This window comes from Halomonas rhizosphaerae (assembly GCF_030012485.1).
In the GTDB taxonomy this organism is placed as follows: Bacteria; Pseudomonadota; Gammaproteobacteria; order Pseudomonadales; family Halomonadaceae; genus Halomonas; species Halomonas rhizosphaerae.
In genome coordinates this window covers 1-15,903 of the sequence record NZ_JASCQQ010000014.1, presented here as the reverse complement: position 1 = coordinate 15,903, position 15,903 = coordinate 1, and the positions used below count along the sequence as shown (strand labels likewise).

Below are 15,903 nucleotides of genomic sequence, written 5' to 3'. Positions count from 1 at the left end.
GCCTGCATGATGCCGGTCTCGTCGTGCTCGCCGGCCAGCAGGCGCTGGGCGCTGTGACCATGGAGAGGGCAATCATGGCGAAAGTCAGGCGGTGACGGGTGCCTCGAGAGTCTCCATCGGCCAGCGTGGCACCGCCTGCATGATGCCGGTCTCGTCATGCTCGCCGGCCAGCAGGCGCTGGGCGCCGACATAGGCAATCATCGCGCCGTTGTCGGTGCAGAAGCGCCCGCGTGGGTAGTAGGCCCGGGCGTCTCGCTTGGCGCACTCCCGCTCCAGGCGTTCGCGCAACCGCACGTTGGCGCTGACGCCACCGGCCACTACCAGGCGCTTGAGGCCGGTCGCGTCCAGCGCGCGGCGGCACTTGATCACCAGGGTATCGACCACTGCTTCCTCGAAGGCGCGGGCGACGTCGGCGCGTGCCTGGTCGTCGAGGCCGCTAGCCTGCTCGAGTTGGCGGATGGCGGTCAGGGTGTGGGTCTTGAGCCCCGAGAAGCTGAAGTCGAGTCCCGGGCGGTCGGTCATCGGTCGCGGGAAGCGGAAGCGGCTGGGGTCACCGGCCTCGGCCAGCTTCGCGACATGGGGGCCGCCGGGGTAGTCGAGGCCCAGCATCTTGGCCGCCTTGTCGAAGGCCTCGCCGGCGGCGTCGTCCACCGACTCGCCGAGCAGGCGATACTGGCCCAGACCGCGCACCTCGACCAGTTGGGTATGGCCGCCGGAGACCAGCAGGGCGACGAAGGGGAAGTCGGGGGGCTCGTCCTCCAGCATGGGGGCCAGCAGGTGGCCCTCCATGTGGTGGACGCCGAGCACCGGGATCTCCAGCGCCCGGGCCATGCCATGGGCGGTGCTGGCCCCCACCATCAGTGCACCGACCAGCCCGGGGCCTGCGGTGTAGGCGATGGCATCGAGCCCGGTGCGTGCCAGGCCGGCGTCGTCCATCACCTGCTGGATCAGCGGCAGCAGGCGGCGGGTATGGTCCCGGGAAGCGAGCTCCGGGACCACGCCGCCGTACTCGGCGTGCATGGCGATCTGGCTGTAGAGGGCGTCGGCCACGAGGCCGCGCTCGGTGTCGAAGAGGGCGACGCCGGTCTCGTCGCAGGAGGTCTCGATGCCCAGTACGCGCATGGTGATGGCTCGGTGGTACGTGGAAGGCGGCATTCTACGCCTTTTGCCCCGCAGGCGCAGTGCGGAAACGATTTGCACGCGTCCGGTGTGGCGACTAGAATACTGTCCGCTGCAAGACTGGGTCGTGCACCCATGAGTGGCCTTCCGCCTTTCACGCATCGTTCCGGTTCGCCAGGCGATTCCGGCGATCGTTGCGTGATGGCGAGTGGTCCTCGCAAGGTGTGCGTACAAACCGAACTCAAGTTACCCAAGGTAGGTGAGTGCTTAATGCCTTCTGTCAAAGTACGTGATAACGAGCCGTTTGACGTCGCGCTGCGTCGCTTCAAGCGTTCCTGTGAAAAAGCCGGTGTTCTCTCGGAAGTGCGTCGTCGCGAGCAGTACGAGAAGCCGACCGCAGAGCGCAAGCGCAAGGCGGCCGCGGCCGTCAAGCGCCATGCTAAGAAGCTTCAGCGTGAGCGCAAGCGTTTCGAACGGCTCTATTGATCCGTACTGGAGTCGGTAGGGGCATCCGGCCCCTGTCGTCTCAAGAGGGACGCCAAGCGGCCGCCTAACGGTGGCCGCTTGTTTTTCGTCGCCTCTCCCGTACTACCCAGGGTGCCCGAATGTCCGGCCAGATTCCCCAGCGCTTCATCGATGACCTCCTGGCCCGTGTCGACGTGGTCGAGGTGGTCGGCGAGCGCGTGAAGCTGAAGAAGGCCGGGCGTAACCATTCGGGTCTCTGTCCCTTCCATCAGGAGAAGTCGCCGTCGTTCACCGTCAGCGCCGACAAGCAGTTCTACCACTGCTTCGGCTGCGGCGCCCACGGCAATGCCCTGCGTTTCCTGATGGAGTACGAGAACCTGCGCTTCCCCGAGGCGGTGGAACAGCTCGCCGCGCGCCTGGGCATGGAGGTGCCGCGTGAAGGGGCGGACGACCCGCACGCCCAGGCCCGCGAGCGCAAGCGCAAGCAGGGGGTCAACCTGCTGGAGCTCTCGGCCAGCTACTACCGTGAGCGGCTGAAGATGCCGGAAGGGGAGGGCGCCCGCCGTTACCTTGCCGAGCGCGGGCTGTCGCCGGAGGTGCAGCAGGCCTTCGCCATCGGCTATGCCCCGGCCGGCTGGGAGGCGCTCAAGCGTCACCTCTCGGAGCGCGGCGTCGCCGAGGCGGTGCAGATCGAGTATGGCCTGCTGGTGCATCGCGAGGAGAGCGGGCGGACCTATGACCGCTTCCGCGACCGGGTGATGTTCCCGATCCGCGATATTCGCGGCCGCACCATTGCCTTCGGCGGGCGAGTGCTGGGAGACGCCAAGCCCAAGTACCTCAACTCGCCCGAGACGCCAGTGTTCCACAAGGGGCGCGAGCTCTACGGCCTTTTCGAGGCCCGGCAGGCCAATCCACGGCTCGAGCGGCTGGTGATCGTCGAGGGCTACATGGACGTGGTGGCGCTGGCCCAGTTCGGCATCCGCAACGCCGTGGCCACCCTCGGCACCTCCACCAGCGAGGAGCACCTGGGGCGGCTGTTCCGGATGGTCGGCGAGGTGGTGTTCTGCTTCGATGGTGACCGGGCCGGTCGCCAGGCCGCCGCCCGGGCGCTGCAGACGGTATTGCCGCAGATGATCGACGGGCGCCAGGCGCGCTTCATGTTCCTGCCCGAGGGGGAGGATCCCGACACGCTGGTGCGTCGGGAGGGCCCGGAGGCCTTCGAGGATCGCATCACCTGTGCCAGCCCCCTGTCGGAATTCCTCTTCGATCACGCCGCCGAGGGGCGCGATCTGGCGACGATCGAGGCGCGCGAACGCTTCGCCAGCCAGGTGCTGTCGGCGATCGGCAAGCTGCCGGAAGGGGTGCTCAAGTCGCTGCTGCTGACGGAGCTCTCGCGACGCACCGGCGTCGACCAGTCGCGCTTCGAGGCGCTGGTTACGCCACGGGAGACGCCGGAGGCCGAACCCCCCCCCGCGGTGGATGCCGGGCGCGACGAGGCGTCCCGGCCCCGTCCGCCACGAGGGGGCGGTCCGGTAGGGGGGGCGCTGAGCCTGATGGGGCGTGTGCTGCAGCTGCTGGTCCATGAGCCGCGGCTGGTGGAGCGCCTGCCCGAGGAGAGCGACTGGTATCCCGGGGAGGACCCGGAAGCCCGGCTGTGCCACGAGGTGGAGCGGCTGTTGCGGGCGGGGCGCTATCGCAGCGCTCAGGTGCTGCTGGCTCACTTCCACGGCACACCGGAGGGCGAGCGGCTGGCCGAGCTGGCGCGCCGCGAGCTGCTCATCCCGCCGGGCGCGCGGGCCGCCGAACTGGACGGGCTGGTCGAGCACTTCCGGCGACACCGTCTCAGGCCGTCGCATCAGGAGGAAGTCGATGCGCTGCTGTCAAAGCAACAGCGGGGAGAGCGGCTTTCGCAGGAGGAGCGCCAGCGCCTGATGGGGCTGCTCACCGAGCTCAAGGGGTGAGGCAAGGCACCGCCCCGCGGTAGGACATTGGCGGCGGGGTTGAATTTTCTCCTACTATCACCACATACGAGGGGAGTGCCCGCGAACGGCGCAACCTGACAACCTAACACACCTGAATGACCGCGCAAATACACCGAACTGGCAGAAAGGTGGTTTCACCCGCTATACTGTTCGGCTTATCGAGTTTTCACCGCCTCAGTGCTTCAGGTGCTTCATTCTTCTTCGTCGAGATAGGGTTTCTATGGCTGGAAATGCGCAGCAGCAGTCACGTCTGAAGGAGTTGATCGCGCGCGGCAAGGAACAGGGCTTCCTGACCTATGCCGAGGTCAACGACCACCTTCCCGAGGATATCGCCGACCCGGATCAGGTGGAAGACATCATCGGCATGATCAACGACATGGGCATCAGTGTCGTCGAGGAAGCCCCCGATGAAGACACCCTGATGATGTCGGATCATTCCACGGACGAGTCGGCCGCCGAAGAGGCCGTCGCCGCACTCGCCGCCGTGGAGAGCGACGTCGGCCGCACCACCGATCCCGTGCGCATGTACATGCGCGAAATGGGGACGGTGGAGCTGCTGACCCGCGAAGGCGAGATCGAGATCGCCAAGCGCATCGAGGAGGGTACCCGCGAGGTGATGTCGGCGCTGGCCTACCTGCCCGGTGCCGTGGATTCCATTCTCGATGCCTATGATGCGACCCAGGACGAGGAGGCCCCCGGGCGCCTCTCCGACCTCTTCTCCGGCTTCATCGATCCCGACGAGGGGATTCCCGGCGTGGCCGAGGCGGAGGTTCCCGAGGAGGAGCCCCGCGACGAGGCCGAGGGCGATGCCGATGACGAGGACGGCGAGGCCGAGGAGGAGACGACCGGCGGTCCCGACCCCGAGGAGGCCCGGGCCCGCTTCGAGCAGATCCGCGAGCAGAACGCCGCGGCCCAGGCCGCCATCGAGGCCCACGGCCGCGGCTCGAAGGAGGCCCAGGAGGAGCTGGCGCGTCTCGCCCAGCTGTTCTCGCCGATCAAGCTGGTGCCCAAGCACTTCGAGCGCCTGGTGGGGCAGGTACGCATCAGTGTCGAGCAGGTGCGCGCCCAGGAAAAGGCGATCATGCAGCTGTGCGTGAAGAAGTCGAAGGTGCCGCGCAAGACCTTCATCAAGGCCTTTCCGGGCAGCGAGTCGAGCCCCGAGTGGCTCGACGAGTTCAGCGCCGCCAATCCGAAGTACGCGGCTCGCCTGGCGCCCCTGCGTGGCGACATCCAGCGTGCCCAGCGCAAGATCGCCTTCGAGGAGGAGATGATCCAGCTGCCGGTGACCGAGATCAAGGAGGTCAACCGCCGGCTCTCCATCGGCGAGGCCAAGGCGCGCCGGGCCAAGAAGGAGATGGTCGAGGCCAACCTGCGCCTGGTGATCTCCATCGCCAAGAAGTACACCAACCGCGGCCTGCAGTTCCTGGACCTGATCCAGGAGGGCAACATCGGCCTGATGAAGGCGGTGGACAAGTTCGAGTACCGTCGCGGCTACAAGTTCTCCACCTACGCGACCTGGTGGATCCGCCAGGCGATCACCCGTTCGATCGCCGACCAGGCGCGCACCATCCGCATCCCGGTGCACATGATCGAGACCATCAACAAGCTCAATCGCGTCTCCCGCCAGATGCTGCAGGAGATGGGCCGCGAGCCGACCCCGGAAGAGCTTGGCGAGCGCCTCGAGATGCCCGAGGACAAGGTGCGCAAGGTGCTCAAGATCGCCAAGGAGCCGATCTCCATGGAGACGCCCATCGGCGACGATGACGACTCGCACCTGGGCGATTTCATCGAGGACGGCACCATCCTGCTGCCCATCGACTCGGCGACCGGCGAGGGGCTGATCGAGGCGACCCGCAACGTGCTCGGCGGCCTCACCGCCCGCGAGGCCAAGGTGCTGCGCATGCGCTTCGGCATCGACATGAACACCGATCACACCCTCGAGGAGGTCGGCAAGCAGTTCGACGTCACCCGCGAGCGAATCCGCCAGATCGAGGCCAAGGCACTGCGCAAGCTGCGCCACCCCAGCCGCTCCGAGCCGCTGCGCTCCTTCCTCGACGAGTAGTCGCCGGGAAGGACGGGAAGGGCGTCATGCCCGCCCCAACGACAAGCCCCGCAGGCGATGCCTGCGGGGCTTGTTGCATTCGGGGGTGCGTCAGGCGGCGCGACGCGCCAGGGCCCATCGGCGGCTCAGCAGGACCAGCTCGATCATGGCGATCAGGATCAGTGCATAGCCGAACAGCTCCACCACCTCCTCGGCGGCATCCTTGAAGGTGCGCACATAGTCGTCACGGAGAATCGCCTGCCACATCTCGCTGCGGCCATAGAGTCGCGAGAAGACGTAGGTGGTCAGGAAGCCGGCGGCGAACAGGCCGAAGGAGAGGCTGTTGGCGTAGCCCGCGAACTGGGCGGCGAATTCACGGCGGTGGCGGATCACGCCGTAGAGGCTCGGCAGGATGATCAGCGCCACCAGCAGCTGCCAGGCCCCGTCGAAGACGCGGGCATCGAGCAGGGCATCCTGCTCGCGGACCAGGGAGCTCGCCACGAAGGCGAGCAGCAGCAGGCTCACCTGCGGCAGTTCGCGCAGCCCGACCCTCACGTAGAGCAGCAGCAACGTTGAGAGCGCCAGCAGGCCGCTCTGGGCCAGCTCGGTGAAGCCCCGTTCCGAGAAACGGGTCTCGGGCAGGTAGAGGGCCTCGACGTAGACGCCCTGGGCGATGCCGGCGACCAGCAGGATGTAGAGGATGGCCCTCAGACAGGTGGCGGCGAAGCCGATCGGCATGGGGCGTTCGGGGGGAAGGTGGGGAGGCATCGTGAGTCCGTTCGAGCATGACATGCGAAGCGAGTATTGTACCGTCCTGCCCCCCGGCGTGCCTACTCGACCGGCAGGCCTGCCTGGGTGGCGCGGCGCGCCTCCTCGACGATCCAGTCGTGTACGGCGGACACCCGCCGGTCGTCGAGCGCGCCCGGGGCATGCACGATGCCGTAGCGCATGCCGGTGGGCACCCGCTGCGCGAAGGGGGCGATCAGCGCACCGCTCTCCAGTTCGCCGCGGATCAGTGTCTGGCGGGCGATGGCGACCCCCATGCCGGCGATGGCCGCCTCCATGGTCAGATGGTTGCGGTTGAAGGTGTAGCCCCGGCGCAAGTTCAGGGGCGGGGCCTCGATGGCCTCCAGGTAGCGCTCCCATTCGGCATGCTCGTGGCTGCCGCGCCAGGCGGTGACGTCGTGCAGCAGCGGGTACCAGGCCAGGTCGGCGGGGTGGCGAAGGGGCGGGCGGCCGCGCAGCAGGGCGGGGGCGCAGACCGGGAAGATGTGCTCTTCCATCAGCGACGTGATGGAGAGTCCCGGGGCCTGGCCATCGTTGAGGTCGAGGGCCAGGTCGAAGTCGCCGTCGCGCAGCGAGAGGCTGCTGTCCTCGGCCCTGACATGCAGCTCGATGTCGGGAAAGCGCGCCTGCAGCCGCGGCAGGCGCGGCATCAGCCACTTGTGCAGGAAGGAGGGTACCGAACGCAGGCGGATCACCCCGCTCATCACCCCGCTGCGCAGTCGCCGCACCTCCAGGCCCACGGCCTGGTAGGCCTCGTCCACCACCGCCGCCAGGCGGCGGCCCTCCTCGGTCAGCTCCAGCCGCCGGGGCAGGCGACGGAACAGCTTGAAGCCCAGGCGTTCCTCCAGCTGCTTGATCTGCTGGCTCACCGCGCCGGTGGTGACGTGCAGCTCCTCCGCCGCCCGGGTGAAGGAGAGGTGGCGGGCGCTGATGGCGAAGACCTTCAGCCAGGCGTGGGTCTGGGCGTGCAGGAGTCGGCTCATGGTTTAGCTGGGCTATACTGTGGGCGAGATATTCTGGCTTGTTGCTGGGGCGATGCCGCACCAGCATAGAGGCAACGTCAACCCAAGGCCAGAAACGTTCAGTAGCGCTGAACCCGGAGGCTACAAGGCTCCGCCCCGGCCACCCTGTCAGTCACGCGAGGTTCTTCCATGGCAATCAGCGTCTTCGACCTGTTCAAGATCGGCATCGGGCCCTCGAGCTCCCACACCGTGGGGCCGATGGCGGCGGCTCATGATTTCGTCCAGGAGCTGAAACGTCGCGACCTGCTGGAGCGCGTGACGCGCCTGGAGATTCACCTGCATGGCTCGCTCTCCGCCACCGGCAAGGGCCACGGCACCGACCGGGCGGTGGTGATGGGGCTGATCGGCGAACATCCGTCGCACATCGACCCGTCCATCGTCGCCCCGCGCATCGAGGCGCTGCTCGAGTCCCGGACCCTGCACCTCGACGGCCACCAGGCGATCCCCTTCCACTGGAGCCGGGACCTGCAGTGGCACGACGAGAGCCTGCCCTACCATCCCAACGCCCTGACCCTGGTCGCCCACGGGCAGGCGGAGACGCTCCATCGCAACGTCTACTACTCCGTGGGAGGCGGCTTCGTGGTCGACGAGGCCCAGGCGCGTTCCGGCGAGCTGGACAGCGACACCACGGCCCTGCCCTATGACTTCCATTCCGCCGCCGAGCTGATGGCGCTGTGCCGCATGCATGACCTGCGCATCAGTGAGCTGATGATGGAGAACGAGAAGGCCTGGCGCAGCGAGGCCGAGGTGCGCGCCGGCCTGTGGGAGATCTGGCAGGCCATGCAGGCCTGCGTGCAGAGCGGGCTCGCCGCCGAAGGCGTGCTGCCCGGGGGGCTCGAGGTCCGGCGCCGGGCGGCCTCGCTGCACCGGCGGCTGCTGGCCATGGACGGCGATGACAGCCTGATCGCCTCGACCTTCTCGGCGATGGACTGGGTCAACGTCTTCGCCCTGGCGGTGAACGAGGAGAATGCCGCCGGCGGGCGCATGGTCACGGCCCCCACCAACGGGGCGGCGGGGATCATCCCGGCGGTGCTGCACTATTACATGAAGTTCCAGCCGGAAGCCTGCGAGCGGGAGGTGGTGGACTTCCTGCTTACCGCCGGTGCCGTGGGGATCCTGTGCAAGAAGAATGCCTCCATCTCCGGCGCCGAGGTGGGCTGCCAGGGCGAGGTCGGGTCGGCCTGCGCCATGGCCGCCGCCGGCCTCGCTGAGGTGATGGGCGGCAGCGTGGGCCAGGTGGAGAATGCCGCCGAGATCGGCCTCGAGCATAACCTGGGCCTGACCTGCGACCCGATCGGCGGCCTGGTGCAGGTGCCCTGCATCGAGCGCAACGCCATCGCCTCGGTCAAGGCCATCAATGCCGCACGCATGGCCCTGCGCGGCGACGGCGAGCACTTCGTTTCCCTGGACCACGTGATCCGCACCATGCGCGACACCGGTGCCGACATGCAGGAGAAGTACAAGGAGACCTCCCGCGGCGGCCTGGCCGTCAACGCCATCGAGTGCTGACGGCTGCCTATGGCAGCCGCGGCCTCGAGCCAGAGCAGGCGCGATGTCCCGCAAGGGGCATCGCGTCTTTTTTTGCCCGACATAGTTTGCAAGCTATTGATCGCGCGGGCGTCTACACCATTGGTCGAGTTCGGCGCTTCTCCTGTTGCCGTGCCGCGGCCAGTCCTCTAGCTTACGTTAACGTAAAGTGCAGAGTGTTCTCCGGGGCAGCCTGAAAGTGTCATCCAGGCCCTCGATGCCGGAACCGCCGCAACCACAACAACGGCCGACAACAACGACAACAGCATCCACGGCGGATCGCCCGAGCGATCCAGAGAGGACGAACCATGACCCAGGAGTTCATACTGGAAACTCGCGGGTTGACCAAGGAGTTTCGCGGCTTCACTGCCGTGGACGACGTCAACCTGCAGGTCCGGGAGGGGCATATCCATGCCCTGATCGGCCCCAACGGGGCCGGCAAGACCACCGTCTTCAACCTGCTCACCAAGTTCCTGCCGCCCACCCGCGGCGAGATCCTCTATCGCGACAAGCCGATCACCGGCATGAAGGCCAACGAGATCGCCCGGCTGGGGCTGGTGCGCTCCTTCCAGATCTCCGCGGTGTTCGCCCACATGACGGCCATGGAGAACGTGCGGGTGGCGCTGCAGCGCAAGCTCGGCACCTCCTTCCACTTCTGGAAATCCGAGAAGAGCCTCGAGCACCTCAACGAGCGGGCCCTGGAACTCCTCGACGAGGTGGGCCTGCGCGAGTACGCCGACGTGCTCACCGTGGAGATGCCCTACGGGCGCAAGCGGGCGCTGGAGGTGGCCACCACCCTGGCCCTGGAACCTACCCTGATGCTGCTCGACGAGCCGACCCAGGGCATGGGCGCCGAGGACGTCGACCGCATCGTCGAGCTGATCCGCCGGGTCTCGAAGGGCCGCACCGTGCTGATGGTGGAGCACAACCTCAGCGTGGTCAGCCGGCTGTGCGACCGCATCACCGTGCTGGCGCGCGGTAGTGTGCTGGCCGAGGGCGACTACCAGGAAGTCTCACGGAATCCCCAGGTGCGCGAGGCCTATATGGGCAGCGATGCCACCGCGGAAGAGGAGGCCAGCGCATGAGTCAGGCAGCCGAGAAGCTCACCGACTACCACGACCTGGACGGCGCCGAGATGCTGCGGGTCAGCGACCTGCACGCCTTCTACGGCGAGTCGCACATCCTCCACGGCGTCGACTTCGACGTGAAGCGCGGCGAACTGGTGACGCTGCTGGGGCGCAACGGCGCCGGGCGCAGCACCACCCTCAAGGCGATCATGAACATGGTCGGCCGGCGCACCGGGTCGATCGTCATCAACGGCACCGAGACCCTGGCCATGAAGCCGCACCGCATCCCGCGGCTGGGCATCGGCTACTGCCCCGAGGAGCGCGGCATCTTCGCCAGCCTCGACGTCGAGGAAAACCTGCTGCTGCCGCCCACGGTGCGCAGCGGCGGGATGGGGATCGATGAGATCTACGCGATGTTCCCCAACCTCTTCGAGCGGCGCCGCAGCCAGGGCACCCGGCTCTCCGGGGGCGAGCAGCAGATGCTGGCCATGGCGCGCATCCTGCGCACCGGGGCCCGGCTGCTGCTGCTCGACGAGATCACCGAGGGGCTCGCCCCGGTCATCGTCCAGGCGCTGGGCGAGGTACTGGTCAAGCTCAAGGAGCGCGGCATGACCATCGTGCTGGTGGAGCAGAACTTCCGCTTCGCCGCCCCGCTGGCCGACCGCCACTTCGTGATGGAGCACGGCCGCATCATCGAGGAGATCAGTGCCGCCGAGCTGCCCTCGCGGCGCGAGCACCTCAACTCCCTGCTGGGGGTATGACGGTTCGCCGTCGCCCGGCAGTTCATCCACCGCAATGCAACCCGCATCGACAACAACAAGTAGCCCCACCCGGGGCCACGGAGATGACACCATGACCTTCAACAGGAAGACGCTTGCCAGCAGCATCGCACTCGCCACCGCCACCCTGATGGCCAGCGGCGCCCAGGCACAGATGAGTGACGACGAGGTACGCATCGGCTACCTGGCCGACATGTCCGGCACCTACCGCGACCTGGCCGGCCCCGGCGGCCTCGAGGCCCTGGAGATGGCCATCGAGGACTTCGGCGGCGAGGTGAACGGCGCCCCGATCGAGGTCTTCAGCGCCGACGATCGCAACAGCGCGGACGTGGGTGCCAACACCGTGCGCGAGTGGTTCGACACCCGCAACGTCGACCTGGTCGCCGGCCTGGTCGCCTCCTCGGTGACCATTGCCGCGACCAAGGTGATCGAGGAGAACAACGGCCTGGGCATCGTCTCCGGCTCCGCCGCCTCCAGCATCACCAACGAGCACTGCACGCCGAACCACATCCACTGGGTCTATGACACCTATCCGCTGGCCAACGGCACGGCCAAGGCGGTGGTGGAGCAGGGAGGCGACACCTGGTTCATGCTCACCGCCGACTATGCCTTCGGTCATGCCCTCGAGGGCGACGTGACCAAGGTGGTGGAAGAGAACGGTGGCGAGATCGTCGATACCATCCGTCACCCCTTCCCGACCAGCGACTTCTCCTCCTATATCCTCCAGGCCCAGGGGTCCGGTGCCAAGATCATCGGCCTGGCGAACGCCGGTGCCGACACCGTCAATGCCATCACTACCGCCAGCCAGTTCGGTGTGGTCCAGGGCGGCCAGCAGCTTGCCGGCCTGCTGATCTTCCTCAACGACGTTCACGCCATGGGGCTCGAGGATACCCAGGGTCTGCTGCTCACCACCGGCTGGTACTGGGACATGGACGACCAGGCCCGCGAGTGGGCCGAGCGCTACTATGAGCGCACCGAACGCATGCCGACCATGGTGCAGGCGGGCATCTACTCCAGCACTATGCATTATCTGGAAACGGTGGCCGAGGCGGGTACCGACGACCCCGAGACTATCCGCGCCGCCATGGCCGAGCGCCCGGTGGAGGATTTCTTCTCGCGCAACGGCCATATCCGCGAGGATGGCCGCATGGTCCACGACATGTATCTGGCCGAGGTGAAGTCGCCGGAGGAGTCCACCGGTGAGTGGGACCTCTACGAGATCCAGGCCACCATCCCCGCCGAAGAGGCCTACCGGCCGCTCTCCGATAGCCAGTGCAAGCTGGTCAACAACTGAGCACGGCCGGAACCGGCGGCGGCTTCGGCCGCCGCCTCTCTGACGGGAGGTCCATGACATGACAATGATTTTCGGGGTGCCGTTGGCGGTGTTCATGGGCCAGCTGATGCTGGGCCTGATCAACGGTGCCTTCTATGCCCTGCTCAGCCTGGGGCTGGCGGTGATCTTCGGCCTGCTGAAGATCGTCAACTTCGCCCACGGGGCCATGTACATGCTGGGGGCTTTCGCCGCCCTGCTGGGCCTGCAGTATCTGGGGCTCAACTACTGGGTGGCACTGCTGCTCGTCCCCCTCGTGGTGGGTGGGCTGGGCATGCTGATCGAACGCTACCTGCTGCGGCGTATCGCTCATCTCGACCACCTCTACGGGCTGCTGCTCACCTTCGGCCTGGCACTGATCTTCGAGGGCACCCTGATCAACTTCTTCGGCGTGTCGGGCTCCAGCTACCCCACGCCCGAGGCCCTTCAGGGCGGGCTCAATCTGGGCTTCATGTTCCTGCCCACCTACCGTGGCTGGGTGCTGGTGGCGGCGCTGGTGGTCTGCCTGGGTACCTGGTTCGTCATCGAGCGCACCCGTCTCGGCGCCTACCTGCGCGCCGGCACCGAGAACTCGGCGCTGATGCAGGCCTTCGGGGTCAATGTGCCCCAGCTGATCACCCTGACCTACGGCTTTGGCGTGGCGCTCGCCGCCCTCGCCGGGGTGCTGGCCGCCCCGCTCTACCCGGTGTCGCCGACCATGGGCTCGAGCCTGCTGATCGTGGTCTTCGCGGTGGTGGTGATCGGTGGCATGGGCTCGATCATCGGCGCCGTCATCACCGGCCTGTCCATGGGCCTGATCGAGGGCCTCACCAAGGTCTACTACCCCGAGGCCGCCAACACCGTGATCTTCCTGGTGATGATCCTGGTACTGCTGCTGCGCCCCGCGGGACTCTTCGGCAAGGAGGCATGACATCATGTCCGCAACCCAGACCCTGACGCCGGCCATGCAGCGGCAGCGCAACGCCCGGCTGCGTCGCAATGGCCTCTATCTGGTCCTGATCGCCATCGCGCTTGTCGCGCCCTTCGTGGCCTACCCGGTGTTTCTGATGAAGGTGCTGTGCTTCGCGCTGTTCGCCTGCGCCTTCAACCTGCTGCTTGGCTACGCCGGCCTGCTCTCCTTCGGGCATGCCGCCTTCCTGGCCACCGGCGGCTACTTCACCGGCATCATGCTGGCCAGCTACCCGGGGCTGACCCCGGAGCTGGGCATCCTGATCGGCACCTTCGCCGCCGTGGTGCTGGGCACCCTGTTCGGCGCCCTGGCGATTCGCCGCCAGGGGATCTACTTCGCCATGGTGACCCTGGCGCTGGCGCAGATGATGTTCTTCTTCTTCGTCCAGGCGCCCTTCACCGGCGGCGAGGATGGCCTGCACGGGGTGCCACGGGGCGAGCTGTTCGGGCTGATCAGCCTGAAGAGCAACCTCAACATGTACTACTTCGTGCTGGCGGTCTTCGTGATCGGCTTCGCCATCATCCAGCGCGCCGTGCACTCGCCCTACGGCCAGGTGCTCAAGGCGATCCGCGAGAACGAGCCGCGGGCCGTCTCGCTGGGCTACAACGTCGACGCCTACAAGCTGGTAGCCTTCGTGCTCTCCGCGGGCCTGGCGGGCCTGGCGGGGTCCACCAAGACGGTGGTGTTCCAACTGGCCTCGCTCACCGACGCCCACTGGCACATGTCCGGCGAGGTGATCTTGATGACCCTGCTGGGCGGGGTGGGCACCCTGTTCGGCCCCGTGGTGGGCGCCGGGGTCGTGGTCAGCCTGCAGACCCAGCTGGCGCAGTCGCCGCTGGGCAACTGGGTGGGCGTGATCCTCGGCCTGATCTTCGTGATCTGCGTGTTGAGCTTCCGCAGCGGCATCGTCGGCGAGATCCAGAAGATGGTGAAGAAGAACTTCAAGTAGGGCCAAGCGGCCAGAACGCCATCGGGCGCCCCAAGGGGCGCCCGATGGCGTCTGTGCGTGGCACGCAGCGATGGCAAGCGTCACAGTACTCCCTTGGCTTTGGCCGTATGGATGGCGATGGCATCCATCAGCGGAGGCGACAGGCAGTCGTAAGGCTCGAGACCCAGCTCCTTGAGCCGGCCGCGGACCTTGTCCATGTTGTCCGGGTTGGCGCCCGATTCGATGATCGAGGAGACGAAGGCGGCGAACTCCGGCGCCGCCCAGCCCTTATCGTCGGAGAGTTCCGTGTGGATGAAGTCCAGGCCGTGGAAGGGGTGGTCGGTATTCTCGATGCGGCCGAACATGTGAACCCCGCACTCCTTGCAGGCATGTCGCTGGATGGCGGCGGAGGTGTCGACGACTTCCAGCTTGTCCTCGTTGGCGGTAACGCTGAGGCTCTCGCGGGGTACCACGGCGACCATCGAGAACAGGGCTCCCCCGGGTTTCCAGCACTTGGTGCAGCCGCACACATGGTTGTGGGCGCACTGTGCCTTGACGGTCACCTCGACGGGGTTTTCGCTACAGTGGCAATGCAGGGTGCCGCCGTTGAAGCTGTCGCTGCCGGCACGCACACCGCTATCCACGGCGGGATGGATCCTGATGTCGCTCATGGTAGTGGCTCCCTGGGTAGTGGTGGCTGCTGCGGAGGATGTTGCTGTGGGGGTCTCGGGTCGGTCACGGCCCTGCTGAGGCGTCGTCGAGGGTGTCGCCCCCTGGCCGCCGAACCAGCGCTTCAAGGTATCCATCAGGCTCATGGGCTTCCGCTCCTCTTGTAGTCTTGTCAGCATGGCGATCACCTGCGTCGTTGCGGGCCAGGCGGTACCTGTCGGTCACGCCGTCTTCAGTAGTGAAGCCTCAGTAGTGTAGGACGGTGCGGATGCTCTCGCCGCGGTGCAGCAGCTCGAAGGCTTCGTTGATCTTCTCGAAGGGCAGGTCGTGGGTGATGAAGTCGTCGATGTTGATCTCGCCGTTCATGTAGCGCTCCACGTAGCCCGGCAGCTCGGTCCGCCCCTTCACCCCGCCGAAGGCGGAGCCCTTCCAGACCCGCCCGGTGACCAGTTGGAACGGCCGCGTGCTGATCTCCTCGCCGGCGCCGGCCACGCCGATGATCACCGACTCGCCCCAGCCCTTGTGGCAGCACTCCAGCGCCGAGCGCATGACGTTGACGTTGCCGATGCACTCGAAGGAGTAGTCGACGCCGCCATCGGTCAGGTCGACGATCACCTGCTGGATGGGGTCGCTGTACTCCTTGGGATTGACGAAGTCGGTGGCGCCGAACTGCTCGGCCAGTTTGAACTTCTCCGGGTTGACGTCGATGGCGATGATCCGCGCGGCCTTGGCCATCACCGCGCCCTGGATCACCGCCAGGCCGATGGCGCCCAGGCCGAAGACGGCGACGGTACTGCCCGGCTCCACCTTGGCGGTGTTCATCACCGCGCCGATGCCGGTGGTCACGCCGCAGCCCAGCAGGCAGATCTTGTCCATCGGCGCCGCCTTGGAGACCACGGCCAGCGAGACCTCGGGCAGCCCCGTGTACTCGCTGAAGGTGGAGGTGCCCATGTAGTGGTGCAGCATCTGGCCGTCCAGCGAGAAGCGCGAGGTGCCATCCGGCATCACGCCCTTGCCCTGGGTGGCGCGCACCGCGCTGCACAGGTTGGTCTTGCCCGAGAGGCAGAACTTGCACTGGCCGCACTCGGCGGTATAGAGCGGGATGACGTGATCGCCGGGCTTGACGCTGGTGACGCCCTCGCCCACCTCCTGGACGACGCCGGCCCCCTCGTGGCCCAGCACCGCCGGGAAGTTGCCCTCCGGGTCGGCACCGGAGAGGGTAAAGGCATCGGTGTGGCA

At 67.0% G+C, this 15,903-nt stretch carries 14 protein-coding genes; 9 read left to right on the top strand and 5 right to left on the bottom strand.

What is annotated here, in order from left to right:
- Positions 1–84 precede the first annotated feature (84 nt).
- On the bottom strand, positions 85–1,122 hold the full coding sequence (gene tsaD, locus QLQ86_RS08235; protein WP_282816536.1) for a tRNA (adenosine(37)-N6)-threonylcarbamoyltransferase complex transferase subunit TsaD: 1,038 nt from the start codon (positions 1,120–1,122) through the stop codon (positions 85–87).
- A gap of 267 nt (positions 1,123–1,389) precedes the next feature.
- Here tsaD and rpsU point away from each other — a divergent pair, with 267 nt between their 5' ends.
- The 3 genes from rpsU to rpoD all read left to right on the top strand — a co-directional run bounded on the left by rpsU (position 1,390) and on the right by rpoD (position 5,628).
- Positions 1,390–1,605 (top strand): 30S ribosomal protein S21, encoded by a 216-nt coding sequence (gene rpsU, locus QLQ86_RS08230; protein WP_013333229.1) that lies wholly within the window; start codon positions 1,390–1,392, stop codon positions 1,603–1,605.
- Positions 1,606–1,724: 119 nt separating this feature from the next.
- Positions 1,725–3,545 (top strand): DNA primase, encoded by a 1,821-nt coding sequence (dnaG, locus tag QLQ86_RS08225; protein ID WP_282816535.1) that lies wholly within the window; start codon positions 1,725–1,727, stop codon positions 3,543–3,545.
- A gap of 241 nt (positions 3,546–3,786) precedes the next feature.
- Positions 3,787–5,628 (top strand): RNA polymerase sigma factor RpoD, encoded by a 1,842-nt coding sequence (gene rpoD / locus QLQ86_RS08220; protein ID WP_282736870.1) that lies wholly within the window; start codon positions 3,787–3,789, stop codon positions 5,626–5,628.
- Positions 5,629–5,718: 90 nt separating this feature from the next.
- On the opposite strand, the gene QLQ86_RS08215 is transcribed toward rpoD, so the two are convergent.
- Both QLQ86_RS08215 and QLQ86_RS08210 read right to left on the bottom strand, forming a co-directional pair.
- Positions 5,719–6,375 (bottom strand): hypothetical protein, encoded by a 657-nt coding sequence (locus tag QLQ86_RS08215; RefSeq protein WP_282816534.1) that lies wholly within the window; start codon positions 6,373–6,375, stop codon positions 5,719–5,721.
- A 62-nt stretch (positions 6,376–6,437) separates the two neighbouring features.
- On the bottom strand, positions 6,438–7,376 hold the full coding sequence (locus QLQ86_RS08210; protein ID WP_282736868.1) for a LysR substrate-binding domain-containing protein: 939 nt from the start codon (positions 7,374–7,376) through the stop codon (positions 6,438–6,440).
- Positions 7,377–7,544: 168 nt separating this feature from the next.
- Between QLQ86_RS08210 and QLQ86_RS08205 the strand changes: the two genes are divergently transcribed.
- The 6 genes from QLQ86_RS08205 (at position 7,545) to QLQ86_RS08180 (ending at position 14,016) form a co-directional block, all read left to right on the top strand.
- Complete coding sequence (locus tag QLQ86_RS08205; RefSeq protein ID WP_282816533.1) at positions 7,545–8,924, top strand: L-serine ammonia-lyase; 1,380 nt, start codon at positions 7,545–7,547, stop codon at positions 8,922–8,924.
- 326 nt (positions 8,925–9,250) lie between these two features.
- The gene (locus QLQ86_RS08200; protein ID WP_282736866.1) at positions 9,251–10,027 is read left to right on the top strand and encodes an ABC transporter ATP-binding protein; all 777 of its coding nucleotides are present in this window, start codon (positions 9,251–9,253) and stop codon (positions 10,025–10,027) included.
- Complete coding sequence (locus tag QLQ86_RS08195) at positions 10,024–10,770, top strand: ABC transporter ATP-binding protein (protein WP_282736865.1); 747 nt, start codon at positions 10,024–10,026, stop codon at positions 10,768–10,770. Before QLQ86_RS08200 ends, QLQ86_RS08195 begins: the two co-directional genes overlap by 4 nt.
- A 91-nt stretch (positions 10,771–10,861) precedes the next feature.
- On the top strand, positions 10,862–12,082 hold the full coding sequence (locus QLQ86_RS08190) for an ABC transporter substrate-binding protein (protein ID WP_282816532.1): 1,221 nt from the start codon (positions 10,862–10,864) through the stop codon (positions 12,080–12,082).
- Positions 12,083–12,140: 58 nt separating this feature from the next.
- Positions 12,141–13,028, top strand: a complete 888-nt coding sequence (locus QLQ86_RS08185) for a branched-chain amino acid ABC transporter permease (RefSeq protein ID WP_282736863.1) — start codon at positions 12,141–12,143, stop codon at positions 13,026–13,028.
- A gap of 4 nt (positions 13,029–13,032) precedes the next feature.
- Positions 13,033–14,016: a branched-chain amino acid ABC transporter permease gene (locus tag QLQ86_RS08180; protein ID WP_282736862.1), complete on the top strand. Its 984-nt coding sequence runs from the start codon at positions 13,033–13,035 to the stop codon at positions 14,014–14,016.
- Positions 14,017–14,096: 80 nt separating this feature from the next.
- Here QLQ86_RS08180 and gfa read toward each other — a convergent pair whose 3' ends face one another.
- Entirely contained in the window at positions 14,097–14,666 is a 570-nt protein-coding gene (gfa, locus tag QLQ86_RS08175; RefSeq protein WP_282736861.1) for an S-(hydroxymethyl)glutathione synthase, read from the bottom strand.
- A 244-nt stretch (positions 14,667–14,910) separates the two neighbouring features.
- The coding region (locus tag QLQ86_RS08170) for an S-(hydroxymethyl)glutathione dehydrogenase/class III alcohol dehydrogenase (RefSeq protein WP_282816531.1) at positions 14,911–15,903 on the bottom strand (993 nt) is incomplete at its 5' end.

Coding starts and splice junctions, on each gene's coding strand:
- rpoD (WP_282736870.1), top strand. CDS start 3,787: ATGGCTGGAAATGCGCAGCAGCAGTCACGTCTGAAGGAGTTGATCGCG.
- gfa (WP_282736861.1), bottom strand. CDS start 14,666: ATGAGCGACATCAGGATCCATCCCGCCGTGGATAGCGGTGTGCGTGCC.
- QLQ86_RS08190 (WP_282816532.1), top strand. CDS start 10,862: ATGACCTTCAACAGGAAGACGCTTGCCAGCAGCATCGCACTCGCCACC.
- QLQ86_RS08200 (WP_282736866.1), top strand. CDS start 9,251: ATGACCCAGGAGTTCATACTGGAAACTCGCGGGTTGACCAAGGAGTTT.
- rpsU (WP_013333229.1), top strand. CDS start 1,390: ATGCCTTCTGTCAAAGTACGTGATAACGAGCCGTTTGACGTCGCGCTG.
- QLQ86_RS08215 (WP_282816534.1), bottom strand. CDS start 6,375: ATGCCTCCCCACCTTCCCCCCGAACGCCCCATGCCGATCGGCTTCGCC.
- QLQ86_RS08205 (WP_282816533.1), top strand. CDS start 7,545: ATGGCAATCAGCGTCTTCGACCTGTTCAAGATCGGCATCGGGCCCTCG.
- tsaD (WP_282816536.1), bottom strand. CDS start 1,122: ATGCGCGTACTGGGCATCGAGACCTCCTGCGACGAGACCGGCGTCGCC.
- QLQ86_RS08210 (WP_282736868.1), bottom strand. CDS start 7,376: ATGAGCCGACTCCTGCACGCCCAGACCCACGCCTGGCTGAAGGTCTTC.
- QLQ86_RS08180 (WP_282736862.1), top strand. CDS start 13,033: ATGTCCGCAACCCAGACCCTGACGCCGGCCATGCAGCGGCAGCGCAAC.
- dnaG (WP_282816535.1), top strand. CDS start 1,725: ATGTCCGGCCAGATTCCCCAGCGCTTCATCGATGACCTCCTGGCCCGT.
- QLQ86_RS08195 (WP_282736865.1), top strand. CDS start 10,024: ATGAGTCAGGCAGCCGAGAAGCTCACCGACTACCACGACCTGGACGGC.
- QLQ86_RS08185 (WP_282736863.1), top strand. CDS start 12,141: ATGACAATGATTTTCGGGGTGCCGTTGGCGGTGTTCATGGGCCAGCTG.